General features: G+C 58.5%; 26 protein-coding genes. 24 read left to right on the forward strand and 2 right to left on the reverse strand.

The genetic code is table 11. From position 1 onward, the window contains the following. The first annotated feature begins 214 nt into the window (after window positions 1-214). The 10 genes from ADN01_RS08225 (at window position 215) to abc-f (ending at window position 10,793) form a co-directional block, all read left to right on the forward strand. Window positions 215-2,065, forward strand: a complete 1,851-nt coding sequence (locus ADN01_RS08225; RefSeq protein WP_152974012.1) for a polysaccharide biosynthesis tyrosine autokinase — start codon at window positions 215-217, stop codon at window positions 2,063-2,065. Window positions 2,066-2,375: 310 nt separating this feature from the next. Further along, window positions 2,376-3,137 carry a LysM peptidoglycan-binding domain-containing protein gene (locus ADN01_RS08235; protein ID WP_075071066.1) on the forward strand — a complete coding sequence of 254 codons (762 nt, stop codon included), beginning with the start codon at window positions 2,376-2,378 and terminating at the stop codon, window positions 3,135-3,137. A 50-nt stretch (window positions 3,138-3,187) separates the two neighbouring features. After that, entirely contained in the window at window positions 3,188-4,258 is a 1,071-nt protein-coding gene (locus ADN01_RS08240; RefSeq protein ID WP_062418619.1) for an LCP family protein, read from the forward strand. Between the two features lie 26 nt (window positions 4,259-4,284). Then, on the forward strand, window positions 4,285-5,781 hold the full coding sequence (gene glpK, locus ADN01_RS08245) for a glycerol kinase GlpK (RefSeq protein WP_062418620.1): 1,497 nt from the start codon (window positions 4,285-4,287) through the stop codon (window positions 5,779-5,781). A gap of 3 nt (window positions 5,782-5,784) precedes the next feature. Continuing rightward, entirely contained in the window at window positions 5,785-6,957 is a 1,173-nt protein-coding gene (locus ADN01_RS08250; RefSeq protein ID WP_062418621.1) for an FAD-dependent oxidoreductase, read from the forward strand. A 17-nt stretch (window positions 6,958-6,974) separates the two neighbouring features. Continuing rightward, complete coding sequence (locus ADN01_RS08255) at window positions 6,975-7,721, forward strand: succinate dehydrogenase/fumarate reductase iron-sulfur subunit (RefSeq protein ID WP_062418622.1); 747 nt, start codon at window positions 6,975-6,977, stop codon at window positions 7,719-7,721. After that, window positions 7,718-8,104 carry a succinate dehydrogenase, cytochrome b556 subunit gene (gene sdhC / locus ADN01_RS08260; RefSeq protein ID WP_062418623.1) on the forward strand — a complete coding sequence of 129 codons (387 nt, stop codon included), beginning with the start codon at window positions 7,718-7,720 and terminating at the stop codon, window positions 8,102-8,104. The genes ADN01_RS08255 and sdhC overlap by 4 nt, the downstream gene beginning before the upstream one ends. Window positions 8,105-8,116: 12 nt before the next feature. After that, the gene (locus ADN01_RS08265) at window positions 8,117-8,491 is read left to right on the forward strand and encodes a hypothetical protein (protein WP_062418624.1); all 375 of its coding nucleotides are present in this window, start codon (window positions 8,117-8,119) and stop codon (window positions 8,489-8,491) included. Window positions 8,492-8,564: 73 nt separating this feature from the next. Further along, a complete protein-coding gene (locus ADN01_RS08270; protein WP_062418625.1) occupies window positions 8,565-8,918 on the forward strand; it encodes a P-II family nitrogen regulator in 354 nt (117 codons plus the stop codon). A gap of 222 nt (window positions 8,919-9,140) precedes the next feature. Next, window positions 9,141-10,793 carry a ribosomal protection-like ABC-F family protein gene (gene abc-f, locus ADN01_RS08275; protein ID WP_062418626.1) on the forward strand — a complete coding sequence of 551 codons (1,653 nt, stop codon included), beginning with the start codon at window positions 9,141-9,143 and terminating at the stop codon, window positions 10,791-10,793. Window positions 10,794-10,795: 2 nt separating this feature from the next. On the opposite strand, the gene ADN01_RS08280 is transcribed toward abc-f, so the two are convergent. Beyond that, window positions 10,796-11,536, reverse strand: a complete 741-nt coding sequence (locus ADN01_RS08280) for a gamma-glutamyl-gamma-aminobutyrate hydrolase family protein (RefSeq protein WP_062418627.1) — start codon at window positions 11,534-11,536, stop codon at window positions 10,796-10,798. Window positions 11,537-11,751: 215 nt separating this feature from the next. Here ADN01_RS08280 and ADN01_RS08285 point away from each other — a divergent pair, with 215 nt between their 5' ends. From ADN01_RS08285 to ADN01_RS08350, 14 genes are all read left to right on the forward strand, one after another. After that, window positions 11,752-12,774: an NAD-dependent epimerase/dehydratase family protein gene (locus ADN01_RS08285; RefSeq protein WP_062418628.1), complete on the forward strand. Its 1,023-nt coding sequence runs from the start codon at window positions 11,752-11,754 to the stop codon at window positions 12,772-12,774. A gap of 46 nt (window positions 12,775-12,820) precedes the next feature. After that, complete coding sequence (locus tag ADN01_RS08290) at window positions 12,821-13,369, forward strand: hypothetical protein (protein ID WP_062418629.1); 549 nt, start codon at window positions 12,821-12,823, stop codon at window positions 13,367-13,369. 116 nt (window positions 13,370-13,485) lie between these two features. Continuing rightward, window positions 13,486-15,345, forward strand: coding sequence for a molecular chaperone HtpG (gene htpG, locus ADN01_RS08295; protein WP_062418630.1), 1,860 nt, complete (start codon window positions 13,486-13,488; stop codon window positions 15,343-15,345). Between the two features lie 113 nt (window positions 15,346-15,458). Continuing rightward, window positions 15,459-16,538, forward strand: a complete 1,080-nt coding sequence (locus tag ADN01_RS08300; RefSeq protein ID WP_062418631.1) for a zinc ribbon domain-containing protein — start codon at window positions 15,459-15,461, stop codon at window positions 16,536-16,538. A gap of 198 nt (window positions 16,539-16,736) precedes the next feature. Continuing rightward, complete coding sequence (locus tag ADN01_RS08305) at window positions 16,737-17,294, forward strand: M23 family metallopeptidase (RefSeq protein WP_062418632.1); 558 nt, start codon at window positions 16,737-16,739, stop codon at window positions 17,292-17,294. Window positions 17,295-17,361: 67 nt separating this feature from the next. Then, window positions 17,362-19,473, forward strand: coding sequence for an acetate--CoA ligase family protein (locus ADN01_RS08310; protein WP_062418633.1), 2,112 nt, complete (start codon window positions 17,362-17,364; stop codon window positions 19,471-19,473). Between the two features lie 214 nt (window positions 19,474-19,687). Continuing rightward, complete coding sequence (locus tag ADN01_RS08315) at window positions 19,688-20,923, forward strand: hypothetical protein (protein WP_147239062.1); 1,236 nt, start codon at window positions 19,688-19,690, stop codon at window positions 20,921-20,923. Beyond that, complete coding sequence (locus ADN01_RS08320) at window positions 20,923-22,029, forward strand: hypothetical protein (RefSeq protein ID WP_062418635.1); 1,107 nt, start codon at window positions 20,923-20,925, stop codon at window positions 22,027-22,029. Before ADN01_RS08315 ends, ADN01_RS08320 begins: the two co-directional genes overlap by 1 nt. A 12-nt stretch (window positions 22,030-22,041) precedes the next feature. Beyond that, entirely contained in the window at window positions 22,042-22,308 is a 267-nt protein-coding gene (locus ADN01_RS08325; RefSeq protein WP_062418636.1) for a DUF4342 domain-containing protein, read from the forward strand. A 78-nt stretch (window positions 22,309-22,386) separates the two neighbouring features. Continuing rightward, window positions 22,387-23,022: a sterol desaturase family protein gene (locus tag ADN01_RS08330; RefSeq protein ID WP_062418637.1), complete on the forward strand. Its 636-nt coding sequence runs from the start codon at window positions 22,387-22,389 to the stop codon at window positions 23,020-23,022. An 8-nt stretch (window positions 23,023-23,030) separates the two neighbouring features. Further along, the gene (locus ADN01_RS08335; protein ID WP_062418638.1) at window positions 23,031-23,516 is read left to right on the forward strand and encodes an aminoacyl-tRNA deacylase; all 486 of its coding nucleotides are present in this window, start codon (window positions 23,031-23,033) and stop codon (window positions 23,514-23,516) included. Next, window positions 23,513-24,619 carry a glycosyltransferase family protein gene (locus tag ADN01_RS08340; protein ID WP_062418639.1) on the forward strand — a complete coding sequence of 369 codons (1,107 nt, stop codon included), beginning with the start codon at window positions 23,513-23,515 and terminating at the stop codon, window positions 24,617-24,619. Before ADN01_RS08335 ends, ADN01_RS08340 begins: the two co-directional genes overlap by 4 nt. A gap of 58 nt (window positions 24,620-24,677) precedes the next feature. Beyond that, window positions 24,678-25,481 (forward strand): hypothetical protein, encoded by an 804-nt coding sequence (locus tag ADN01_RS08345; protein WP_062418640.1) that lies wholly within the window; start codon window positions 24,678-24,680, stop codon window positions 25,479-25,481. A 4-nt stretch (window positions 25,482-25,485) separates the two neighbouring features. Then, window positions 25,486-26,028, forward strand: coding sequence for a GNAT family N-acetyltransferase (locus tag ADN01_RS08350; protein ID WP_075071068.1), 543 nt, complete (start codon window positions 25,486-25,488; stop codon window positions 26,026-26,028). Here the strand turns inward: ADN01_RS08350 and ADN01_RS08355 are convergent. Beyond that, window positions 26,025-26,678: an IMPACT family protein gene (locus ADN01_RS08355; protein WP_062418641.1), complete on the reverse strand. Its 654-nt coding sequence runs from the start codon at window positions 26,676-26,678 to the stop codon at window positions 26,025-26,027. The genes ADN01_RS08350 and ADN01_RS08355 overlap by 4 nt on opposite strands. Window positions 26,679-26,705 lie beyond the last annotated feature (27 nt).

A 26,705-nucleotide genomic window follows, 5' to 3' on the forward strand; every position in this document is an offset into this window, starting at 1 on the left:
GCCCTTCTGATGGAGATCTCAGAAGAGTGGCAGATCGGTAAGCACTATTGCGTTGGCAAGTCATTCGATTGTTAAAGAACGATGGATATTTCTGACTCGAATTTACAGAAAAAAGGTTGCACTATCTCAGCCCTGTGCGCCTTCAAAATAATCAGACAGGCTGAGCAGAGATCGAGGCCAATTCATGGAATTAAAACAATATTTGCAATTGTTCTTGCGCTGGTTCTGGCTGCTCCTCCTGGGCGTTTTGTTAGGCGGCGTGGGCGGTTACATCGGCAGCACCTATCAGACGCCGATGTACCAATCAGCCACGAAGTTTCTGGTTTCCCGCGCGCCCGATCAACGCGTTTCCGATGTGGGCTATATCAGTGACCAGCAGTTAGCCTTGACCTACATTCAGCTGCTCACCACTCAACCGGTTCTGGATGCCGCCAGCGCAAAGGTTGGCTACAAGGTCGACGGGAGCCAGATCACCGGGCAGCTTGTTCGTGATACGCTTCTCATTCAGGTGACGGTCGAAGATTCCGACGCAAACCGCGCCGCTCTGATCGCCAATTCGCTGATCTCAGTGCTCATTGATCAAAATGAGATCATTCAAGCGTCCCGCTTTGCTGCCAGTGAAGAAAGTTTGCAGGCGCAGCTCAAGCAAATGGAACAGCAAATTGCCGCTCTTCAAATAGAAATTAGTCTGGTTTCTGAACAGACCCAAAAGGATCAGCAAAAAGAGGTTAACGCGCAGATCAAATCCCTTCAAGAATCAATTCTTGGGGTGCAGAAAGAAATTTCGGCGGTCAGCCCTTCCGGTCAAACAACGCCCACCCCCGAGCAAATGAATCTGATCAAAGAAAAAGAACTGCGCCTGGAACGCCTCCAAAGTACCTTGGACTTTTATCAACAAATTTATCTGAATTTGCTCAATGGGGAAATTTCTACCTCAAACTCACAAGCAGTTGACCTGGAACAAAAACGATCCACGCTAACGCAGTACCAACAAATTTACTCGAACTTGCTCAACAGTTATGAATCCGTTCGCCTGGCGCGCTTGCGCAACACGCCCAACGTAGTACAGGTTGAGCAAGCCGAACCTGCCAAGAGGCCCATCCGGCCGCGCCCGCTCACCAATGCTGCCCTGGGCTGCACTGTGGGGCTGCTCATCGCTGCGGGAATCATCTTCCTCATTGAGTATTTAGATAACACCATTAAATCTCCTGAAGAAATTGCCCAATTGTTTGAAGCCCCGGTGATTGGTTACATTCCAGAGGTAAAAAGCAGCCGCTCCCGCGAAGCCCTCATGTCCGCGGATGAGCCTCGCTCCCCCTTTGCGGAATCCCTGCGGTCTTTGCGTACCAACCTTGAATTTTCTAGCGTCGATAAACCTTTGCGAGTCCTGCTGGTCACCAGCGGCGGGCCCGGCGAAGGCAAAACCACCCTGGCCGCCAATCTGGGCATGGTCATGGCCCAGGCAGGCAAACGTGTGATCGTTGTGGATGCCGACCTGCGCCGGCCCAAGCTGCATAAATTCCTTGGCGTCAATAACCGTGTCGGCCTGAGCGATATTTTTCTCAACCACCGCACCATCCAGGCCATCACCCGCCCCTGGCGTGATTCCGACATGGGGGTCATCACCTCCGGCAGCCTGCCCCCCAATCCAGCAGAACTGCTCGCATCTGATAAAATGCGGCAATTCATCGAAGGATTAAAAGAGCAGTGTGATATCGCCATCATCGATTCACCGCCCATCCTTGTGGCGGATGCTGCCGTCTTGGCTTCGCGTGTGGACGGCGTCTTGGTGGTCATGAACCCTGGCAAAACCGACCGCAATTCTGGCAGCGCAACCTTCGAGCAGCTGCGCCGGGTCAATGCGCGTGTTCTGGGCGTCATCTTCAATCGCATTCCTGCCAATCGCGCCGAGTATTACGGCGGTTACCACCATTATTCTCAATACTATTCATACTACGCCGCCTCGGACGGCTCAACACCACCGCAAAGCGGCCGCAAACGCAAAGAAACTGGTGAGATGATTAATTTTGTCTCCGATGAGTCTTCTGATCGTCCGCGGTCATGATGATTAAGGACAGGGTAACCCCATGACCGGCATCATTTGCCCCTTTTTAGGTATATACGACGACGCAGATACAGCGTTAGCCTATCCTTCGCCGTCCAATCGCTGTTATCGCCCACCCAAGCCGGCCAGCGTCTCGAATCCTCATCAGGATCAATACTGTCTTGCCAGTGCCTACACCCGCTGCCCCATTTTCCAAAAATATGCTGGCCTAAGCCCCGCCTCAGCTCCAGCAGAAGAGCACCTACCCCAGGTTCCTCCTGCGCCCACTCCTCCACCAGTAGAGACCCAAGAAGAAACAGCCGTTCCACCAATGAGCACCTCGCCTGTGGTAGAGATGTTCCTCACCCCCTCTGCCCAGCCCTCTGCAGCGCCTTCGCGCTCAGTTGAAAGTTCAGAATTTGGCCCATCTCCCGTTCAGGAAGGCACCCCAGGCTCAATCAACCTCAGCCTGGATCCTCACATTACCGAAACCCAACCCATGCGCCCTGGCGCCTGGCTGCCAGAACATGTTCAGCCCATCCAGGAAATCCCGCCCATGGTCCAAAAACCACCGCGTCGTTGGCTGCCGGTCATCCTGGTGGGATTTGCCCTCTTGGCGCTGCTGGCTGCCGTGCTGTGGTGGGCTTTCACCGCTCTCCCGCTCAATTGGAATGTGCTGGGGGCCTCTTCTACCGGATTGCTCACCCCCACCCCCACCACCACCCGCCCGGCCCTCATCATTCTCCCTTCCGGGTTCACCCCCACCCCCCCAGCCGCGCCAGCAGCCACTCTGCAACCTACAACCCTGCCTTCCGATTCAAGCTCCATTAACCCCGCTGCCCCGGCCAAAATTTGCTTTCCACCTTCAAATTACGTCCCCTACATCATTCAGGCTGGCGATACACTGGATGCGTTGAGTCAAGCGGTGGGTGTCAGCGCAGCGAAGCTGAGGGAACATAATTGTCTTTCCGAAACCTCTGTGCTCAATCCTGGCGACGTCGTTTATCTACCCTCCATCCCCGGCCGTCCCACAAAACCTGCTTCGAACCTTCCAAAGGATGCGTCCCCCACCCCTGAGGCCCAAAAACCATAGGTTTAGATCTTCTTACACATGATTCTTCATAGACAAAAGTGAGGGTAGGGATGAACAAGAACAGTTTTATTTATTGGATCATCATCGCCATCCTGTTTCTCTGCTTGCTCGGAGCTGTGGCCATGATCCTCATCCAGCGCAGTCAGGGCGGCCTGTCATTGCCCTTCTTAACCCCTGCACAAAGCGCAACCGCCGTTTCCGCGGATGCATCCCCCGCCGCGCCTTCGGCCAAAGTCACCATTGTCATGCCGAAAACCTCGGTCAGCCCGCTGCTGGCAACATCCACCCCTGAAGCATCCACAGCGGGGACGAAACCAGCCGCCTGCGGTCAGCAAGGCAGCCAAACGTATTTAATCGTCGCCCGAGATGCCAGTTTCTGGGAGTCACCCTACGGGGCGGACGCCATTCGCCTGGCACATGTAAATTTTGATGCCACCACGGCATCAATTATTTCTTTACCCCGCACCCTGGTGGTCTCCACCCCTAAATTAGAAGCCGCCTACGGCATCAAAACTAGCCAGTTGGGGGATATCTACGCCCTTGTCATCCAACGCGAAGGCGGCCGCGACAGCCCCGAGGCTAACCTTAAGGCTGTAGAAGCCCTGGCCCAGGCCGTCTATGACAATTTTGGCGTGGCACCCCAGCATTATTTTGTGATGAAAGAGAACAGTCTCTGGAAAACCATCGATGCACTCGGCGGCGTTCAGGTCTCTCTGCCCCAGGCTCTGCAAATTTCAGGGATTTCTTACCCGGCTGGGGCGCAAACCCTCACCGGCGAACGCGCCCAATGGTACGCCCGCCACCTGCCGTCCAACGCATCCGAATGGGACCGCCTCCAGCGCCAGGACCTATTGCTCTCTGGGATCAAGCAGCGCCTGGCCGAGCCTGATATCCTCCTCAAAGTCCCCGCACTCTATCAGCAATTCCAATCCTCGCTGATTACTGACCTTAACCTGGAACACATCACCCAATTAGCCTGTGTTGGACAAAAGATGTCATCCGGCCAAATGACGGTGGAGGCCCTGCCGCAAAAGATGTGCACCCCCGGCCAAAACGGCTCTCTCAAATTATCTGATCTCCAATCCGCCCAACAGTGGATTGCTTCTAAGCTCGGCCAATAAATCTTTGAACCTTCGGAGGTGATGGCATGACCAAATACATCGCAGCAATTGACCAGGGCACCACCAGCACGCGCTGTATTATTTTTGATCACAGCGGGCACATAGTCGCCTTAGACCAGAAGGAGCATCAGCAAATTTACCCCAAGCCCGGCTGGGTCGAGCACGACGCCCTCGAGATTTGGGACCGCACCCAGGAAGTGACCCATAATGCCCTGCGCAAAGCAGGGCTGAACGCCGCCAATATCGCCGCCATCGGCATTACCAACCAGCGTGAAACCACCCTGGTGTGGAACCGGCGCACCGGTCAACCCTATTACAATGCCATCGTCTGGCAAGATACCCGCACGGATGAAATCTGCAACCAGCTTGCGCAGGAAGGCGGGCAAGACCGCTTTCGCGCCCGCGTTGGTCTGCCCCTGGCTCCCTATTTTTCTGGCCCTAAGATTCAATGGATCCTGGAGAATGTCCCCGGCGTACGGGAAGCCGCTCAAAAAGGCGATGCAATTTTTGGCAATATGGATACCTGGATCATCTGGAATTTGACCGGCGGTCCTCAAGGCGGCGTTCACGTGACCGATGTCACCAACGCCTCTCGCACGCTGATGATGGATTTGAAAACCTTACGCTGGGATCCGCAGATCCTCAGCATTTTGGGCATTCCCGAATCCATGCTGCCCAAAATCCAGCCGTCCTCGTTCCAATACGGCTACGCTCGTGTGGTTCTGCCGGGCGTGCCCGTGGCAGGCGACTTGGGGGATCAGCAAGCAGCTCTCTTTGGTCAAACCTGCTTTAACCCCGGCGAAGCCAAAAACACCTACGGCACCGGCTGTTTCATGCTCTTAAACACCGGTACGCAGCCTGTTCAAAGCCAATCGGGCTTGCTCACCACCCTGGGTTACCAAATCGGCGGCCAGCCAGCCGTGTACTGCCTGGAAGGCTCCATCGCCATCACCGGCGCGCTGGTGCAGTGGCTGCGCGACAATCTGGGCATGATCGAAAGCTCATCCGAAATTGAAAAACTGGCCGCCTCCGTAGCCGATAACGGCGGCGTCTACTTTGTTCCTGCCTTCTCCGGCCTGTTCGCGCCCTATTGGCGCAGCGACGCCCGCGGCGCCATCCTCGGCCTGACGCGCTTTGTCACCCGCGCCCACATCGCCCGCGCCGTCCTGGAGGCCACCGCCTTCCAAACCCGCGAAGTGCTGGACGCCATGGAACAGGATTCCCAGGTGAAACTGACCACCCTCAAAGTGGACGGCGGCATGGTCATCAATGACCTGCTCATGCAGTTCCAGGCAGATATCCTCAACGTCCCCGTGGTGCGCCCCAAAGTGGCCGAAACTACCGCCCTGGGAGCAGCTTACGCCGCTGGTCTGGCGGTTCAATACTGGTCTAACTTTGACGAGCTGCGCGCCAACTGGGCACAGGACAAAATCTGGCATCCAGACATGCCTGAGACACAGCGCAGCACCTATTACCGCCGCTGGAAAAAAGCTGTAACCCGCACCTTCGATTGGATGGATTAATTCATGCCCAAACAGCATTCCCCCCACGCTGTCATCATCGGGGCAGGCTTCACCGGCTGCGCCCTGGCCTATGACCTTGCTCAGCGCGGCTTCGCCGTCACCGTCCTGGAACGCGGTGAAATCGCCTCCGGCACCTCAGGCCGCACCCACGGCCTGCTGCATTCCGGCGCCCGGTACTGCACCGAGGACCAGGAAGCCGCCCGCGAATGTATTCAGGAAAACCGCATTCTGCGCAAAATCGCCGCGCAATGCATCGAATTCAACGGCGGTCTGTTTGTCGCCCTGGATGATTCCGACCTGTCCTATGCACCCAAGTTTGCCGCGGGAGCCCAGGCCTGTGATATTGAAATCGAGGAGCTCACTACGGCCCAGGCTCTCCAATTGGAGCCGAACCTCAACCCGCAGGTGCGCATGGCCTACCGCGTCCCAGACGGCGCCTTTGATCCCCTGCGCCTGGCGCTGGCTTTTGCAGCAAGCGCCCGCCAGCTCGGTGCAGAGTTCAAACCCTATCACGAAGTCACCGGCTTCATCCTGGATGGTCAGGGGGCTGTCACCGGGTTGAACGTCACCGACCGCCATGCCCGCCAGGCCTACCAGCAGCCCGCCGACATCGTCATCAACGCCACCGGCGCCTGGGCGGGTCACCTGGCAGCCATGATCGGCCTCACCGTCCCCGTTACCCCTGCCCCCGGCGTCATGGTCGCCTATAACCGCCGCCTCATCCAGCGAGTCATCAACCGCCTCAACGCCCCCGGCGACGGCGACATCCTCATCCCGCAGCGCCGCATGGTCGTCATCGGCACCACCTCCTTCAAAGTTCAGGATGCCGATTACATCCCCGTTTTCCCAGAGCAGGTGGAAGAAATGCACCGCAAAGCCATGGAGCTGATCCCCGCGGTCGCTCAAACCGCTGAACGCGGCGCTTACATGTCTGCCCGGCCTCTCATCGGCACCGCCGAGGATGAGCGCAGTCTGACGCGCACCTTCAAATGCTACGATCATGCCCAGGGCGGTCAGGTGGAACGGCTGGTCACCATCACCGGCGGCAAAGCCACCACCTGCCGCGCCATGGCCGAAAAGACCGCCGATCTGGTCTGCCAAAAATTGGGCATCTCCGCCGCCTGCCAAACCGCCGATCAGCCGTTGGCTTCTTACCGTTTGTATTACAGCGCCTGACCGCTGGAGGGAACCTCGTGAAACCAACAACCTGGACCATCACCTTATCCATCTCCCGCCAATCGGGCGGTGCTCCGCGCCATTTTCAAGAATTCACCCTGGAGGTCAACCCGGACGAATACGTGCTGGACGCTGTAGAACGCGTCTGGGCCTTCCACGACCGTTCGCTAAATTACCGCCACGCCTGCCACCACTCCACTTGCGGCGCCTGCGGCATGGTGGTCAACGGCGTTGAAAAACTGACCTGCATCACCCCCATCCGCGAGGTCACCCGCGACCGCGGAACGCTGCGCATTGAACCCCTGCGCAATTTCCCCGTGCAAAGCGACCTGGTGGTGGATATGAGTGCCTTCTACCAGAACATGGAAGCCTCCAAACTGAACTCGGTATCCCCGGTGGAAAAGGCCGATCTGCCCATCGATCACCCCACACCGGCTGCGCCCGCCGTGGATGCCGAGCGGCTGGTGGATTGCATCGAGTGCGGTCTGTGCGTCAGCGTCTGCCCTGCCGCCGCCACCTCCGACAGTTATGTCGGCCCCGCCGCCCTGGCAGGGGCTCACCAACAATTCCAGGCTACGGGTGAAATTTCGCTTCTAGATTGGGCCGATCATCAGGACGGCCTGTGGCGCTGCCACAGCGCATATGAATGTACCGCCGTTTGCCCGTCCAATGTCAACCCGGCCTGGCGCATCATGAACCTGCGCCGTCACGTCGTCAGCCAGCGCATCCGCAGCCTTTTCGGCGCCAAGGAACCCCGACCATGATGAACCAACCCTCCCCACGAAAATTTTGGCGCTGGTTTGACCCGCGCTACCGCCAGATCGGCACCTGGGCTTTCATCCTCAACCGCATCACCGCCATCGGCCTGACCGTCTATCTGGTACTGCATCTCTACATGCTCAGCAAGTTGGTGCAAGGCCCCGAAGCCTACGACGCCTTCATCGCCCTCGCCAAGACCCCCGTCATCCTGTTTGGCGAGCTGCTCGTCATCGCTGCCGGCCTCATCCACGGCCTCAACGGCATCCGCGTCGGCTTCAACAGCTTTGGCTTCGGCTTGCAGCGCCAACGCGAGACCTTTATCGTCCTCATGATCATCGCCCTGGCTGGAACCGTGTATTTCGCGGTTCACATGTTCGGCTGGGCCTAAAAGGAGCTCCGTATGCAAACCTCTCCGCAGCGTGCCAATGTCGAAGGCGCCGGAATTTGGATGATCAAAGTCTTTGCCGGTTTGTTTATCCTCGTCCTCCTGGGCGTGCATTTTGTGGTCAATCACCTTGTCGCCCCCGGCGGGCTGTTGACCTATGCGGATGTCGTCCGCTATTACGACAACCCCTGGATTGGCATCATGGAAGTGGCCTTCTTAATCGTGGTCATCGCCCATGCCTTCATCGGGATGCGCTCAATCATTCTTGACCTGAACCCCTCACCCAACGCGCTGCGCTGGGTCAACCGCATTCTGATTGTCGCCGGCAGCTTTGCGGTCATTTATGGAACCTGGCTGGTGGTCGTGATCTCCGCCCGTTCCGTCCCCTAAAACCTGCTTTGGCGATCCTCAACGCCGGGCGACCCCCGGCGTTTTGATTCATCATCAAGAAATGAGGCCTCTCATGTACATGATCTGCCTGGTTTTGGATACACCTGAACGCCTGGATGCCGTCCTGGACGCCTGGGAAGAGATCGGCATCACCGGTGCCACCCTGCTGGAAAGCACCGGCATGAACCGCCGCCGCGCCCAACGAACCCACATTTCACCGCGCTTTGGCTTTGCCCCGCCGGTGATGGGCGGCCAGGAGGGAAATTACACCCTTTTTGCCGTGGTCGCGTCTGAAAAACAGGTGCAGCAGTGCTTTGATCGCACCGAAACCGTCGTGGGTGATTTTTCAGACCCGAACACCGGCATCCTCACTGCCTGGCCGCTGACAGCCGTGCGCGGGTTTACCCCCAGCGCCAAAACCCAATGAGCTGCCCGCTGTAGACTCAAAACTCGCCATCTGGCCAGGTTTGCCGCGCCAAAAACCTATGGTAAAATGACCCTGTCGTATTCGATCAGGAGACTTATTAAATGACAGACAGCACGCTCTAATCTGCGAATGTTTCAGGGTACGGTACTCGGTTCCCTATTGATTCTTCAATAGCCGAGGGCGTTTGCCCTCGGTTTTTGTTTCCAGAAAGAGATCGCTGTCATGCTTACAACCCATCACATCACCAAATCGTATTCCCTCGACCCAGTACTGCAAGAGGTCAGCTTTACTTTGCAGCCCGGCGAACGCATGGGCCTGGTTGGGCCCAACGGCTGCGGCAAGACCACCCTGCTGCGCATCATCGCCGGTCATGAAAAAGCCGACAGCGGCGTGGTGCAGCGCACCCCTTCGGATTTGCCCGTGGGTTACCTGCCTCAGGGTTTTGAAAATCTCCTGCCAGATGAAACGCTCGGTCAATACCTCGACCGCATCGAAGGCGGCCTCGACCGGCTCTCCGACCGTCTGGCCGAACTGGCCGAAGCCATCGTCCAGCCCAACGGCCCCACTGGGCTTCAGGCCGAATACGATCAGGTCTTAGCCCAGATCAACCATGCCGCCCAGAACGCTGGCCGGGCTGCTGCTGTTCTGGCTGCATTGAACCTATCGCAGCTCCCCCGCACCCTATCGGTCAAAGCCCTCAGCGGCGGCCAAAAAACCCGCCTGGGCCTGGCGCGCCTGCTCATCGAAAACCCGCCCATCCTGCTGCTGGATGAGCCCACCAACCATCTTGACCTTGAAATGCTCAGCTGGCTGGAAAACTGGCTGAAGGCGCTGCCCAACGCCGTGCTCATCGTTTCACACGACCGCGCCTTCCTCGATCAGGTGGCCACCTCCATTCTGGAAATTGATCCCCTCACTCATCAGGCACACACTTACCCAGGTAATTTCAGCGACTATTTACAGCAAAAACAAACTGAACGTGACCGCCAATGGCAGGAATACACCGATCAGCAAAGTGAAATCTCCCGCCTGCGCCGCGCCGCCTCCAGAATGCGCGGCCTGGCCCGTCAACATAAGGGCGGAAAAACCGACCCAACCACCAATACCGATGGCTTTGCTTTGGGCTTTTTTGCTGACCGCGGTAAAGAAACCATTCAAAAAGCCAAAGGGATTGAAAAACGCGTGGAACGGCTGCTCACCGTTGATCATGTGGAAAAACCCGGCCGCACCTGGCAGATGAAGATGGAATTTGGCAGCACCCCCGCCAGCAGCCGTGAAATATTGGTCACAGAAGATCTCACCATCGGCTACCCAGAGGTGACCCTCCTGCAAAAGCTCAACATCTGGATTCGCTTTGGCGAACGGGTCGCCCTGGTCGGCCCCAACGGCTCCGGCAAGACCACTCTCATTCGCACCCTCACCGGCCAGATTCCCCCCTTGTCGGGCCGTTTCCGCCTCGGCCCTGCCGTCCAGATGGGCATCATGGCCCAGGAACAGGAAGAGTTGGAGCCGAACCTGAACGCCTTCGAGACCATCCAGTCCATCACCGGATGGTCGCAGACCGAAGCGCGCTCCTATCTGTCCAAATTCCTCTTCAAAGGGGACGGGGTCTTTTCACCTGCCGGGCAGCTTTCCTACGGTGAGCGGGCGCGTTTATCCCTGGCCTGTCTGGTGGCCCGCGGCTGCAATTTCCTCATTCTGGATGAGCCGCTCAACCATTTGGATATCCCCTCCCGTGCCCAGTTTGAGCAGGCCCTGGCCGATTTTGACGGCACCATCCTGGCCATCCTGCACGATCGCTATTTCATTCAGCAGTATGCCACCACCCTATGGGAAGTCCAGGGGAGCGCCGTGCGCCGCACCGAACTGACCTGACGTCACCCGCCGCTGGCGGCCTGTAAAAACCGTTCAAAAATGGGCTGCATGTTCGTCTGTGGAACTGAGTGTTCCTCTGGATGCCATTGCAGCCCTAAACAAAACCGCATCTGCGGATGTTCAATCGCCTCAATCACCCCGTCTGCCGTGCGCGCGCTCACCCGCAGCCCCAGGCCGGGCTCTTTCACCGCCTGGTGGTGAAAACTGTTGGAGAGAATTTCCAGGCTGCCCATGATGTCGGCGATGAGCGACCCTTCCGCCAGTGTTACCGCATGATTCTGGAAGACATCCCCTTCTCCCGGCACGCGCCGATGTTTCAATGCCCCAGGCACCTCGCTGGGAATATCCACCACCAGTGTTCCGCCAGCAGCCACGTTGAGCACCTGCGCCCCGCGGCAGATGGCCAACAGCGGCTTGTTCAGTGCCAAAGCCATGCGCGCCGCCGTCAAATCAGCCTGATCTCGCAGCGCATTGGGGTTTTCAATCTTCAGGTGAGAAACCAACCCCATCGCCTCTGGCCCCATATCCCAGCCGCCGGTCAGCATGATCCCATCCACGCGCGCAAAGGCCTCCGCCCAGCTTTCTTCATCATACACCGGCACCAACATCACCGGCAGACCGCCAGCCCGCAAAATGGCCCCCACGTCATCCTTTCGCCCCAGATAGCGGGAATTCACCTCCTCCGGGCCTTCCTGGTTCGGGTGGGCGACGATGCCGATCAAGGGTTTGCGCGCTGCGGTCATAAAATCCTCCAGGTCAAAGAATGTGACAATTGTACATTCCACCGCCAATTTTTGAAAGTGCCTGACCCTGGAACAAACGTCCATAGAACTCAGGATTAATCGCGCTGGCATTAACCAGCATTTTCAGTACAATAAATACTGTCTTAAGGGTTTTGGAAGGCTTCAAAACCCTCTATATCTAACTCCATTCCCCAGTGAAAGCGAGTATACACAAGATGCGAAAAGAAGTCGTCATGATCACCGGCGCAAACGGCGAAATTGGTCACGGCCTGATTTCACATTTGGGAAAGAAAGGCGATATTGGCATTCTTGCATTGGATGTCCAGCCCTTGGATGCAGATCTAGTGCCCTACTGCCAGCGCTTTATCCAGGGTGACATCCTCGACAATATGCTTCTGGGCCGCCTGGTGGCCGAATTTGAAATCCGCACCATTTTCCATCTGGCGTCCATCCTTTCCACCAAAGCGGAGTACAATCCAGAAACTGCTCATCGTGTGAATGTGGAAGGCACGCTCAACCTGCTGCGCCTGGCGGTGGAGCAATCTGCCTGGCAGGGCCGTGCGGTCAAATTCATCTACCCCTCATCCATCGCCGCCTACGGCATTCCGGATCTGGAAACCAAAAATCGCGCGGGCAAAGTCAAAGAAGAGCAGTTCTTACAACCCACCACCATGTACGGTTGCAACAAATTGTATTGCGAGCATCTGGGCCGCTACTACACCCGCCACTACCGCCAGTTAGCCGCTGACAAAGGCAGCGCCAGCGTGGATTTCCGCTGCCTGCGCTTCCCCGGCCTCATCAGCGCGGATACGATCCCCACCGGCGGCACCAGCGACTACGGTCCGGAGATGCTGCACCACGCTGCCCAGGGCATTCCCTACCAATGCTTTGTGCGACCCGACTCTCGTCTGCCTTTCATGGCCATGCCGGACGCGGTGAAATCCTTGCTCCAATTGGAAGAAGCCCCGCAAGAAAACCTCTCCCAACTGGTCTATAACGTCACCAGTTTCAGCCCCACCGCGGATGAAATCCAGACCGTGGTCAAAAAGTATTTCCCCAAGGCAGAAATTCACTGCCAGGTGCACGGCAGCCGTCAGGCCATTGTGGACAGTTGGCCTGGGGATATTGACGACTCCGCTGCCCGGAAAGATTGGGGATGGTCGCCCGATTACGATATGAATCGCGCCTTTGATGATTATTTGATCCCCGCGATTCACCGCCGCTACCCTCCAAAGTAGGGTGCGCTGCGTCGTAGTCGGAAGTTTTTAGTTCAGGAGAAAGCGCATGACAGAAGCGGTCAATCCACCTCTCTACACCCTTGCTGCGGATGAAAAAGTTGCCCCCATCATGCTCTACACCCACACCGCCCTGGTGTGGGGTGAAGCCATCCTAAAAAAACAAATCCGCGCCAGCACCTGGCTGCGCACCAACGCAGCCCCCGACAGCATCACCCTCTACAACGCGCGTGTGCTGATCACCACCGCCCCCACGCAAACCCCTCGGCCGCTGGTCTACCCCGAAATTCATTTGGCCCCGGAGCAAGTCCTGGCCTGCCACCTCGTCCCTCCTGAAAAAGATCCCCCAGATTACGACCCCACCGAACCAAACCGCCGTATGGATCCCGTCTCCATCGTCGTCAGCACCTTCCGCATGGACGGACTCATGCGCCTGGCAGCCATCTCGAACCTGAATAAATACTTCGAAGTCACCCACGAAATCTTCACCCCCATCTACGATGCAGAAATCGTCAACACGCTCATTCCCGCCCTGGGGGCCATGCGGGTGCCTTTCGTCTTGGTGCGGCAAAAATCGGCTATTTTCACCACCCGCTAACAGTTTTCCTTCTCATCCACCTCGGCGCGCCAAAATATTCCTGGCGCGCCGTTTTTATTCAATTCTTATAGACTCGTGTTATCCTCATGCAGTAACCTGATTCTCTGGAGGACGGAATGAATCCCCAAAACCCTATCCCCTTTAAAGCCGAAACCCGCCAGCTTTTAGACATCCTCATCCATTCGCTCTACACCGAGCGCGAAGTCTTTTTACGTGAATTGATCTCTAATGCGTCCGATGCCATCACACGCCTCAACTACGAGATGCTGACTAACCGCGACGTGCATCAGCCCGATCAGCCCCTGGGGATCTGGATCATCCCCAACGCCGAAAACCACACCCTCACCATCCGCGATACCGGCATCGGCATGAACGCCGCCGAATTGGAAGAGAATTTGGGAACCATCGCTCATTCCGGTGCGCGTGCCTTCCTCCAGGCGGCTGCCCAAAGCGGCGCGAAACCCAGCGAGATGATCGGTCAATTTGGGGTGGGATTTTATGCTGCCTTCATGGTCGCCGAATCCATGCGCGTGGTGTCGCGCTCCTACCGCCCCTCCGACACCCCCGCCGAATGGTTCTCCTCCGGTGAGGATACCTTCACCATCCAGCCAGCCGAAAAAACCGACCGCGGCACCGAAGTGGTCATTCAGCTCAAAGAGGACGCCTACGAGTTCACCCAGGAATACCGCCTGCGCAGCATCATCCGCCGTCATTCAGATTACATTCCCTATCCCATTTACATCGGCGACTCCCAGGAACAAATCAACCAACGAACCGCGCTCTGGCGCCAATCCCCCCGCGAAGTGGAAAGCCAGAGCTACGCCGATTTCTTCCGTCAGTTGACCATGGAAAATGTCCCGCCGCTGACTCATCTGCACCTCAACATTGACGCTCCTCTTCAGCTATACGCAGTTTTATACGTGCCCGATTCGCCCGAACGATCCATCTTCTCCTCTCGCCGTCAGGACGGTTTGGCTCTCTACGCTCGTAAAGTCCTGATTCAGGAATACACCCTCGACTTGCTGCCCGATTACCTGCGCTTCCTGGTAGGCGTTGTCGATTCTGAAGACCTGCCCCTCAATGTATCCCGCGAATCGATCCAGTCCAATCGCATCATCTCGCAGCTGCGCAAGCTGCTCACTTCCAAAGTCCTTGATCACCTCAAATCCCTGGCCCAGGATCAGCCGGCGCAGTACGTCACTTTCTGGGAAAAGTACGGGCGCTTCATCAAGGAAGGTTTGGCCACGGATATGGAAAACCAATCCGCCCTCCAAAGCCTCCTGCGCTTCCATACCCTGCAAAAGCCCGATCAATGGGTTTCCCTCTCCGACTATGTCCAGTCCCTGCAAACGGACCAAAAATCCATCTACTACCTTCTGGGTGACGACCCCCGCTCCATCCAAAAAAGTCCCCATCTCGAAGCCCTGCGCGCCAGTCAGCTGGATGTCCTCTTCCTCACCGATCCCATCGATTCCTTCATGCTGCTGCGCCTGGAGAGCTATCACGATTTTCCCCTGGTGAACATCGCCGCCGGGAATCTAGATCTGCCCAAGCCCTCTTCGCCGGAATCCAGCGAACAGCCGTCCATTCCCGAAGATCAAAGCGGGGATCTGATCCACCGCATCTCCCAGCAGTTGGCTGAGCGCGTCTCCGCTGTGCGCCTCACAGACCGCCTGGTCGAATCCCCGGCCCGGTTGGTGGATGAAGAGGGCACTTTGGAGCCGCAAATGCAGCGCGTGTACCGCCTGTTGGATAAACCCTACGAGGTTCCCAAAAAAGTGCTGGAAATCAACCCGCGCCACCCCATTCTCAAAAAACTTCATCATCTGCCCGCGGGACACCCTTTGGAAGAAGCGGTCATCGAGCAGATCTATGAAAACGCACTCCTCATCGAAGGGCTGCACCCCGACCCCGCCAACATGATCGCGCGCATCCAACGCCTGATGGAAGCTGCCCTCCCGCCAGACGAAAACTAAAACCGTTCCCCCAGGACTGCCTCTCCAAAAGGCAGTCTTTTTTTTCTTCATGCGCCCCCCAACCCCTGAATCCGGTATAATAGTCTGGAGTTCAACCTACCGGAGGTTTTCAAATGGCAAAAGAGTCACTTGGCTATGTCAAGTTAGAATGGACTTGCCCCAACTGCCACCAACGCAACCCAGGCCCGCAAAAGACCTGTGGAACCTGCGGCGCGCCGCAGCCAGCGGATGTGAAATTTGTTCAGGCTGAACGTGAAGAGATCATCAAGGACGAAACCGAGGCTGAAAAAGCCAAAACAGCCGCGCCTGATATTCACTGCCCCTACTGCGGAACCCGCAACCCAGCCGATGCTGCTGTCTGTTCGCAGTGCAGCGGTGAACTGAAAGGCGGCCAGCAGCGAGCCGCTGGTCAGGTGATAGGCGCTCATGTGGCCAAGCCCATGGTGGAACTCCCCTGCCCTAGCTGCGGCAACAAAAACCCCGACACCGCCCTCATATGCGCCCACTGCGGCGCTCAACTCAAAACCACCCCCAAACCCCCGCCGCAGGCCCCTGCCAAGAAGGGCAGCCCCTGGGTGCTCATCTTTGTTGGTCTGGCAATTTTACTGTGCGGCATTCTGGGCATCGTCTTTCTCATCAATCTGCTGCGTACCGATGATATCACCGGAACGGTCACCTCCGTCGCCTGGCGCCGTACCGTGGCGATAGAGCAGTATGGGCCGGTGGAACGCGCCGATTTTCGCGATGAAATCCCCAGCGGTGCTGAAATTGGCGCGTGTGAATGGCGCTACCACCACACGCAAGCCGACCCTGCCCCCAACGCGGATAAAGTCTGCGGCACGCCCTATACCGTAGATCAGGGTACTGGCTTCGGCGAGGTGGTTCAGGACTGCGAATATAAGGTTAACCAGGAGTACTGCAAATATACCGTCACCGAATGGGCGAAAGTGGACGAATGGGTGCAGACCGGTCAGGATTTCAACCCCATTTGGCCCACCTCTTCCAGCCTCAACAGCGACCAACGCCTGGGTGACCGTACCGAAGAGTACCGCATCCTCTTTGACGCTGGTTCAGACAACTACACCTACGAAACCAGCAATTTTGACCTGTTCCAGGCTTGCCGTATCGGTTCCGAATGGACCCTCAGCGTCAACGGGCTGGGCGGCGTGGTCGGTATCGAACCTGCCAACTGACCGCATTTCCTCTCTCTGCACGTCAGACCCCGCCCCTGTCCGCGGGGTCTTTTTCTTTTTCCAGTCCTGCGCTTGTCTTTCTCCATTATTTTCATCCGGGGTGAATTAATAATGACGAATATACTATGGGATAAGGACTTTTGTTTGCTTAAAAATGCTTACAATAAAGCCTGAAAGTACCGTTTTCAGGAGAGGATTGTGAGCAAATTCTGGCCCGTACCCGACAGCGCCTCCCGTTCCATCCCGCAAGCTGGTGAACGAGGGGCTTTTTGGGAAAATCGAGGCGACCGCCGTCACGCTGGTGTAGATCTGTATGCCCCCGCGGGCTGCCCGGTATTGGCGATTGAAGCGGGCGAAGTTTTGCAGGTCGAAGAGTTCACCTCTCCTCACAAAATCTCCTATTGGAACGTCACCTATTCTGTCCTCATCCGCACCCGCTCCGGCGCGCTGCAGCGCTACGCGGAGATGGAACAGGCCCTGGTGCAGCCTGGAGAATCCGTCTCAGCCGGCCAGGTCATTGGCCGCGTCGGCCTGGTACTCAACCTGGATCTCATCAACGAGACTTCCCCCGCCTACATCCAGCGTCTCAAACAGGCCGGAGCGCCCTCCATGCTCCACTTTGAAATGCACACCGACCTGCCCGATACCAACGATTATCTCGGCGGCAACTATTTCACCCAACACCAGCCTGCTCAACTGCTGGACCCCACCCCCTACCTGCAAGATTTAGCGCGCTCGCCGGAGAATGAACCCTAGGCACCGCGCGCCTTACGCAATCCAGGCAAATATCTAAGATTTCATTCAAAGCTTCAGGAGGATATACATGAGTAACAACGTTCTAGATGGTCTCTATCGGCCAAAAAATGTGGCAGTGATCGGCGCCTCCTCCACGCCCGGAAAAATCGGCTATACCGTTGTGGAAAATCTGATCCAGGGCGGTTTTGAGGGCAAGATCTACCCGGTCAACCCCAAAGCGGACGAAATTCTGGGTCTCAAAGTCTATCCGACGATCGCCGACCTCCCCGCGGGTGTGGATGCCGCCGTCATCACCGTGCCTGCCAAGTTGGTGCCCCAGGCCGTGGAAGATTGCGGTAAGCATGGCGTCAAGGGTCTGATCGTGATTACTTCCGGCTTCTCCGAAACCGGCCAGCACGAGCTGGAACATGAGATTGTGGAGATCGCTCGCCGCTACAACACCCGCATTCTCGGCCCCAACATTGTGGGCTACCTCTCCAACACCGAAAAGCTCAACGCTTCCTTTGCCCCCTTCCTGCCCCTGGTCGGCAAGGCTGCTCTCATCTCGCAAAGCGGCGCTCTGCTGATCGCCATGGACGCCTCCACCTACACCCGCCGCGTCGGCTTCGACAAACTCATTTCCATCGGCAACATGTCCGACGTGGATTTTGCCGACACCATCGAGTGGTTGAATGACGACCCCGCCACGGCCTGCATCTCCCTCTACATTGAGGGTTTCAAAGACGGCCGCCGCTTCATGGAAGTCTCCCGCAAGTCCAAGAAACCCATCATCGCCCTCAAGTCGGGTGTGTCGGCGCACGGCGCCGCGGCTGCCGCCTCCCACACCGGTTCCCTGGCTGGCGCTGCCAAAGTCTACGGCGCGGCCTTCCAACAGGCTGGTGTTCTCCAGGCTGGCGATCTCGATAACCTCTTCGACCTCACCCTGGCCCTCTCCCTCCAGCCCCCCATGAAGGGCGATAATCTGCTCATCATCACCAATGGTGGTGGTGTGGGCGTGTTGGCCACCGACGCCGCCGAGCGCTACGGCCTGCCCCTCAAATTCGCCCCCGCCGATGTTCAGGCCGAACTGAAGAAACACATGCCCGAATTCGGCTCCGCCAAGAACCCGGTGGACCTCACCGGTATGGCTGGCAACGAATGGTACATGGACTCCGTGCGCTACGCCCTGCCCCACGAGTGGGTGGATGGTCTGGTTGTGCTCTATTGCGAAACCGCCATGACCGACCCGGTCGAAATCGCCAAAGGCATCAAGCAAGCCATTGACGAATCCGGCTGCACCACCAAACCCGTCACCGTCTCCTTCGTCGGCGGCGAAAAATCCGCCGAAGCCATGCGCTGGCTGGTGGAAAACGGCGTGCCCGCCTTTGGTGCTCCCGATGTGGCCGTCAACACCATGGCCGCCCTGCGCGAATACGCCCGCATGCGCGAGATGGTCGCCGACAACAGCCAGGTCGAAATTAAAGCCGACCGCGCCGCTGCCCTCAAGATCATCGCCAACGCCCGCACCGAAGGCCGCGGCAGCCTCACCGAAATCGAGGCCAAGCAGGTCTTCACCCTCTACGGTCTGCCGGTAACCACCACCATCCTGGCCCACAGCGAAGACGAAGCCGCCGCTCTGGCCAATAAAGTCGGCTATCCGGTGGTCATGAAGATCGTCTCCCCCGAGATCCTGCACAAATCCGATGCGGGCGGCGTCAAAGTCAACATCAAAGACGAAGCCGCCGTGCGTGATGCCTACCGCACCATTCTTGCCAACGCCAAGGCCTACAACGCCAGCGCCAATATTCACGGCGTGGCTGTGCAGGAAATGGCCCCTTGGGGCACTGAGGTCATCCTCGGCTCGGTCAACGATGCCACCTTCGGCCCGACCATGATGTTCGGTTTGGGCGGTATCTTCGTGGAAGTTCTCAAGGACGTGACCTTCCGCGTGGCCCCCGTTTCCCCTGCGCAGGCCCTGCGCATGCTGGGTGAAATTCGCGGCGGCCCCATCCTCAATGGTGTCCGCGGTGAAGCCCCCCGCGACAAAGCCGTCCTGGCCGACACCATTTGCCGCTACGCCAATATGATCCTCGACCTCTCGGATGAAATCAGCGAATCGGACGCCAACCCCGTCCTGGTCTACGAAGAGGGCAAGGGTGTCAAAGTGGTGGATGCGCGCATCATCCTCAAGAAAAAGTAAATCTTCAACGAGTACCGATACCGGAGCCGAGCAACACGGCTCCGGTTTTTTTATTCTCTTCACTTCCCTTTCCCGCAGGGTTGATTATGCTATACTTTAATCTTGTCAGGCGCAGCCTTGAACCCATCCAGGAGTGATCGTGCCAATGAACCAGGTTTCAACCCCTCTGCCTCCTTGGGAGGTCCCGCCCAATTATCAAGCGGTTGACTCTCAAGTGCCCGGCATTACTGTGTACGCCCCAGTGCAGGCCAAAGCCGAAGCGGAAGCCCCGGTCACCTTCAAATGTCCCCAATGCGGCGCCGCCACCCGCTATGATGTCGCCGCGGGCGGGGTAGCCTGTGAACATTGCGGCTTTCAAACCCAGGCCAACGGCCAGCATGTGGGCCGTCAGGCCGAAAAGCTGGAATTCACCCTGGAGACCGTCGCCAAAGCGGAGCAGGGTTGGGGCACCGCAGGCCGCATGGAACTGCACTGCGATTCCTGCGGTGCCAGTCTGGCGGTGGAAAACAAAGCCCTCTCCATCACCTGCCCCTTCTGCGCCTCCAACCGCGTCAACCTCCGTCAGGCCGCCGAAGATCAGCTCCGCCCGCGCTTTCTCATCCCCTTCAAGATCCCCGTAGAAAACAACCGCCGCGTGGCCAAAGAATGGCTCAGCAAAGGTTGGTTCCACCCCGACACTCTCGGCCAGTCCTCCGTTTTGGATCGTTTTTTGGGCATTTACCTGCCCTTCTGGACCTTCACCTGCCATATCCAGGCCGATTGGAAAGCCGAAGTCGGTTATGAGCGTACCGAACGCTACTATGACTCCAGCAGCAAGGAGTGGAAATCCCGCACCGTCATTGATTGGCGCTGGGAAAATGGGCGCGTGAATGTCCAGTTGGAGGATTGGCTCATTTCGGGCAGCTCCCACATCAGTAAGAAAATCCTGGGCCGCATCCAACCCTTTGACCTGGGGGATCTGGTCGCCTATCTGCCTGATTACCTCGCTGGTTGGCAGGCCCACGCCTACGATATCCCCCTCACCCAGGCCTGGGAAGAGGGCAAATCTCAGATGCGCGAAAAAGCCCGCGACGCCTGTTATGCGGATATCTCCTCCTCGCATGTGCGCAATTTTACGATGGTGGCGGATTTCGCCGATGAATCCTGGCGCTACGTCCTCCTACCGGTCTATCTGGCCTCCTATAAATTCGAAGACAAGGTCTATCAGGTGATGATCAACGGGCAGACAGGCGCCATCGCTGGTCAGAAGCCGGTCGCCTGGTGGAAAATCTGGTCGACCATCGCCGCCATGCTGGCCCCCGGCGTGCTGGGCGGTCTCATCAGCCTGCCTCTGCTCCTGGCAGGCGGCTTAGGGGCCATCACCCTGGTGATCTCTTTCATCGTCCTCGGCATCGGCGCCGCCTTTGCCATCTCACTCTACCGCAAAGCGGTTGACTCGGAGGCCGCCTGATGAGCACCCCCTCAATCTCTTCCACGGATTCCACAATTTTGGATGAAGTCCAATCCGCCTGGGGTCTAGAGCTTCAGCCCACGGGCTGCCGCACCTGCCGCCAGGCTTTTCTGATTGATCCCGCTCAGCTTGGCCAACCCTGCCCCAACTGCGCCCAGGGTGTGCTTGAATCCCAGCCAGTCCGGCTGCGCACGGAACCGCCCGAATTGCTCCTGCCCTTCCAGCGTCAGGTCAGCAGTCTGGCCCCAGCGGTGGAAAAATTCGTCAAGGAAGTTTGGCTGCGCCCCGCGGACTTCACCGCACCCAACCTGCTCAAACGCGCCCGCCCGCTCTGGCAGCCCATGTGGCTGGTAGACAGCACCCTCAGCGGCACCTGGCAGGCTGAAAGCGGCTTCGATTATCAAGTCAAATCCTCCCAGGATTATTACAGCGGCGGCAGTTGGCAGTCGCGCGAGGTCATCGAAACCCGAGTGCGCTGGGAACCGCGCCTGGGTCAGATCCAGCGCCGCTATCACAACATCGCCGCCCCTGCCGCCAGCGACCACGCCGCCCGCGAGAAGATTCTGGGTTCCTATGCGTTGGAACAGGCCCGCGCTTACGACGCCGCCCTGCTGGGCAGCAGCATCATTCGCGTGCCCGATGAACCGCCCGAAAGCGCCTGGCCGGCCGCCCGCGCCGCCCTGGACGAAAAAGCCGGGCAGGAATGCAGCCAGGCAGGCGGCGCGCAGCACACCCGCAGCCTCAAATTACAGGTGGAATATCTAGACCCGCATTGGACCCTGCTGCTCCTGCCCATGTACGCTTCGTACTATCTCGATGACGAAGGTCGCCGCCGGCCGGTGTGGATTCACGGACAAACTGGCCAAATCAACGGTGTGCGCGTCGCCAGTCAGTCCGCCGGTTGGAAATGGGCCGCCGTCCTGGGCGGCATCGGCCTGGTGCTGCTGATCTTAAGCCTGATTCTCGGCGCCGTGGGGGTGGCCCTTCTGCCGCTGGCCCCCATCGCCGTTTTGTTGGCCGTTCTGGCCTTCCTCTTTGGCATCGCCGCCATCGTCCCCGCCGTTTGGCCCTGGCAGTGGAATCAGCGCCACAAGCCGAAATCATAAGGAGAAGTGGAAATGTCCGAAGAAAGAGTTCGCTACGAAGAGTTTCGCGTCACGGGCGAAGCCGTGGTCGCCAAGGTGAAAGAGTTGGTGCGCGAGGGCAACATTCGCCGCATCATCCTCAAAAATGAGCAGGGTGAAGTTCTCATCGAGATCCCCCTCACCCTGGGCGTGGTGGGTGCTCTGCTCCTGCCTGTGTGGGCCGCCATCGGGGCTATCGCGGCGATGGCCGCCAATTTGACCGTTCTGGTCGAGCGTGTAGATCCCCCGACCTCCAATTAATCCAGTTCTCTCAACTTTTGGCGGTAAACAGCTAGATCCGGTCTTTTATTTATAGAACCAGCACGAGGAGAATGAAGCATGGCCAATCATTTCCCCACGGACCACAGCGATGTGCCCATTCGCTTGTTTCAATCCAATTTCTTAGAATTTTTCACCCACATCAGCCCCATCGCCGTGCTCATCCTCTGGGTGCCTGTGGCCTTGTTTGCCCTGCTGTATGATGTCCTGCGCGCCGCCGCTCCCAACTGGGCCATCTTACCCGCCGCTTTTCTCATCGGTCTGTTCTTGTGGACCTTTGCTGAATACACCTTGCACCGCTTCCTGTTTCATTATCCGCCCAAGACTCCTCGCCAGGAAAAAATCTTCTTCCTCTTCCACGGCGTGCACCATGCCCAGCCGCAGTGCAAGACTCGCCTGGTCATGCCCCCCGTGCTCAGCATCCCCCTGGCTGCCCTGTTTTATGGCTTGTTTTATCTGGTTGTGGCCGTGTGGCTCCATGCGCCGCTTTGGGTCGGCCCCTTGTTCTCCGGCTACATCACCGGCTATCTGCTCTACGATATGATCCACTACGCCACCCACCATTTCGCCATGCGCAGCGGCTACTGGAAGTTTATCAAGCGCTATCATATGCAGCACCACTATAAAACCCCCAATCAGCGCTACGGCGTCAGCTCGCCGCTGTGGGATATGGTCTTCGGAACCCGCCCCGAATAAGGCCGCGCATGGACTCTGAACTGCCCCCCGCCGCCCGTGAATTGCAGGCGCGCGGTATCCCCTACCGCCTCTTTCGCCACACCCGGCCCGTGCGCTCCCTGGAAGAAGCTGCCGCCGAGCGCGGCCAATCCCCCGATCAGGTCATCCGCAGCCTGCTCTTTCGCCTGCCTGATTCCCAGTTTCTCCTGGTGCTGGCCGCCGGCCCCCAGCAAATTCCCTGGAAGCGCCTGCGCCAGCACCTGGGCACCTCCCGCGTGACGATGGCCGCGGATGAAGAGGTGCTGACCGTCACCGGTAGTCCCCCCGGGGCAGTTTCCCCCTTTGGGCTGCCCGGCCCCGTGCGCATTTTGGCCGACAGCCGCATTTTCCTGCCCGCCGAGGTTTCGCTGGGTTCCGGAGAACGCGGCACAGCCTTGCTGCTCACCCAGCTTGCCCTGCGACAGGCGCTGGGCCCAGTGGAGACTTTCCAATGGGAGGAGGCGTCCGCCGTATGACCGCCGCTGTGCAGGTTCGCTGGGCCTATTGGATCACCGCTCACGGCTTTGGCCACGCCTCCCGCGCCTGTGCGGTGATGGAAGCCCTGCTGCGCCTCAATCCCAGTCTGCATTTTGACCTTTTCACCCAGGTTCCCGCCTGGTTCTTCGCAGACGCACTACCGTCCGCCGCCTTCACCCTGCACCCCACCCAGGCCGATGTGGGGCTGGTGCAGTCTTCGCCGATGGAAGAAAACCTGCCCGCCACGTTGGAAAAGCTGGCCGCCTTCCTGCCCCTCCAGGCCGATCAGTCCGCCCAACACCTGCGCGCCCTCGGCTGCCGCGCTGTGCTGTGTGATATCTCCCCTCTCGGTCTTCAGGCCGCCCAAAGCGCCAGGCTGCCCTCAGCCTTAATCGAAAATTTCACCTGGGATTGGATCTACACTGGGTATCTCGAACGCGCCCCGCAGTTTTCCGCTTTCCTCCCTCTTCTGGAAGCCGCCTTCCGCACCGCCTCATTTCATATTCAAACCGAGCCGGTCTGCGCCCCCAACCCCCAGGCACACCTGCGCGCCCTGCCCGCCAGCCGCCTGCCCCGCGCTTCACGCGCCGAAACCCGCCGCCGTCTGGGCATTCCCGAGCATGCGCCCGCCGTCCTCATCACCATGGGCGGCATCCCCGATCAGTTTGAACACCTGCACCGCCTGTCTGCCCACCCCGATGTCTTTTTTGTGATTCCCGGCGCTGTCCAGCAGCCCTATGAACGCCGCGGCAACCTCATCCTGCTCGCGCACCACTCTGATTTTTACCACCCCGACCTGATGGCTGCCTGTGATGCCGCTGTGGGCAAGGCCGGTTACAGCACCATCGCCGAAGTCTACCAGAACCGCATCCCCTTCGCCTTTGTCAGCCGCAGCGGCTTTCGCGAGGCGCGTCCCCTGGCCGAGTACATCCTCGCCCACTTGCCCGCCGTCGAAATCCCCGAAGCCGATTTTCGCCGCATGGACTGGCTGGACACACTGCCTGCTCTGCTCAGCCTGCCCCGTCCAGCGTCCCCCGTCATCAACGGCGCCGACCAGATGGCCCAGTTTCTGTGCAAAAACCTGCCCAATCAGCCAGTGTAAAGAAACCCCAAGACCCGTACAATTCATGAAGCAGCATTTCATCTTCTGGAGGTCCTCCATGACCCTGACGAGAGAAACGATCCTAAAAACCCTGGTAGATGATCTTCAACCCCGCCCAGAAGTGCTGGCCATGTGGGAAGCCGGTGCGGCGGCCTTTGGCCGTGTGGACGCCTGGTCCGATATTGACCTTCAGCTCGTCGTCGAGGATGATCAAGTGGAAGCCATCCTTGCCCGCCTGGAAGCGCTGCTCCGGCAGCTTTCGCCCATCCGCATCCAATATACCCTCCCCCAGCCCACCTGGCACGGCCACGCCCAGACCTTTATCCTGCTGGCCGACACCAGCCCCTTCCTCATGCTGGATCTGTGCGTGATCAAGCACTCCAGCCCGGATAAATTCCTCACACCCGAAATTCACGGCCAGGCCAAATTCTTATTTGATAAAGCTGGCATCTCCAACGTCCCCCACCTCGATCGCGGCCAATTCCAGGAAGAAACCGCCCGCCGTTTGCCTACCCTGCGTCTGATGTTTGACCTTTTCCAAATCCTCACCCTGAAAGAGATCCACCGCCAAAACTGGTTGGAGGCTCTCGCTTTTTATCAGGGCTACACCCTGCGTCCCCTGGTGGAAGCCTTATCTTATCTCTACCGGCCCGCTCACCACCATTTCCACACCCGCTATGTGTATTACGAGCTGCCGCCCCAGGTCATCGCCCGGCTCGAATCGCTCTATTTTGTGGATAAGACCACCCTGGCTGAACGCCACAAGGAAGCGGTCGCCTGGTTTAACGAAGTATTTGCCCAGCTCGACCCCCAGGCCCTCGCCGCGCGCCTGCCCAAATCCGCCGTCCCTCCCCAGGAGTGACCCCATGCCCCCCGCCGTCCACCTGGAACCGTTCACCGCTGCCGATGTCGACCGCCTGCTGGGCTGGATTCCCGACGCTGAATTTTTAATGCTCTGGTCTGGGCCGTTCTTCCGCGCCCCGCTCACCCGCCAGCAGCTTCTGGAATATGCCGCCAGCGCACAGGTTGAACCGCCCCCGCGCCGCATTTACAAAGCCGTCCACACCCCCAGCGCTGAGGTCTTCGGCCACATCGAGCTGTACAATTTCGATGAGCGCAACCAGTCCGCTACCCTCGGCAAGGTGCTGGTCGGCCAGGCGCAGGGCCGCGGCGCGGGTTTAGGAACGCAGATGGTCAACGCCGCTCTGGAGATTGCCTTTGTGGAGTTGGGGCTGCACCGCGTGGATTTGCGCGTGTTTGACTTCAACACCCCCGCCGTGCGCTGTTATCAGAAAGCCGGCTTTCAGATCGAAGGGCATCTGCGCGATTTTCGTAAAGTAGGCAGCGTGTTTTGGTCCAGCTACCTCATGGCTGTGCTGGCCCCCGACTGGTTCCAGTCCCGCACCTAGGCCGCGTCCGCATCTGTCACTGGGAAAATGGTATCGGGCTGAGTTTCCACCACCTCCGCCTGAACCGTCCCGCGGGTCAGCTCGCGCAGCGCATCCTGAAAGCCGTCCACATCTTCCAGGCGAAAGCGCACACTCACCGTCACATCCGCGCCGAAATCCTGATCCAGCAGTTCCCCCCGATGGCTGGCAATTAACAGGCGAACAGGCTCAAAAAAACTGTATGGGAGAGCCGCCATCAAAGTGGCCGTGGGAATTTTCACCGCCCGCGGCAGCACCGCCAACACCGCCCGCACCGCGTCGCTGTAGGCCCGCACCAGGCCGCCCGTACCCAGCTTGGTACCCCCAAAGTAACGCGTCACCACCACCACCGCATCGCCCAAGCCGCTGCCTTGCAGCACCGCCAGCGCAGGCCGCCCGGCCGTGCCCGAAGGTTCGCCTGCATCGCTGCAATGCGCCGTCACCGAGGCCCCATGTCCCACCAAAAAACAGGGTACGTGGTGGCTGGCGTCGGGGAACTCCGTGCGAATCCGCTGAATAAAAGCCCGCGCCTCATCCACGCTGAACGCGGGGGCGGCGCTGGCAATAAAACGACTGTTCACCACGGTGATTTCGGCGCGGGCTTCCTGGGCTGGGATCAAATAACGACTCATCGCTTCACTCTCGCTGCACGGCACATT

The sequence above is a fragment of the Levilinea saccharolytica genome, assembly GCF_001306035.1.
Taxonomy (GTDB): Bacteria; Chloroflexota; Anaerolineae; order Anaerolineales; family Anaerolineaceae; genus Levilinea; species Levilinea saccharolytica.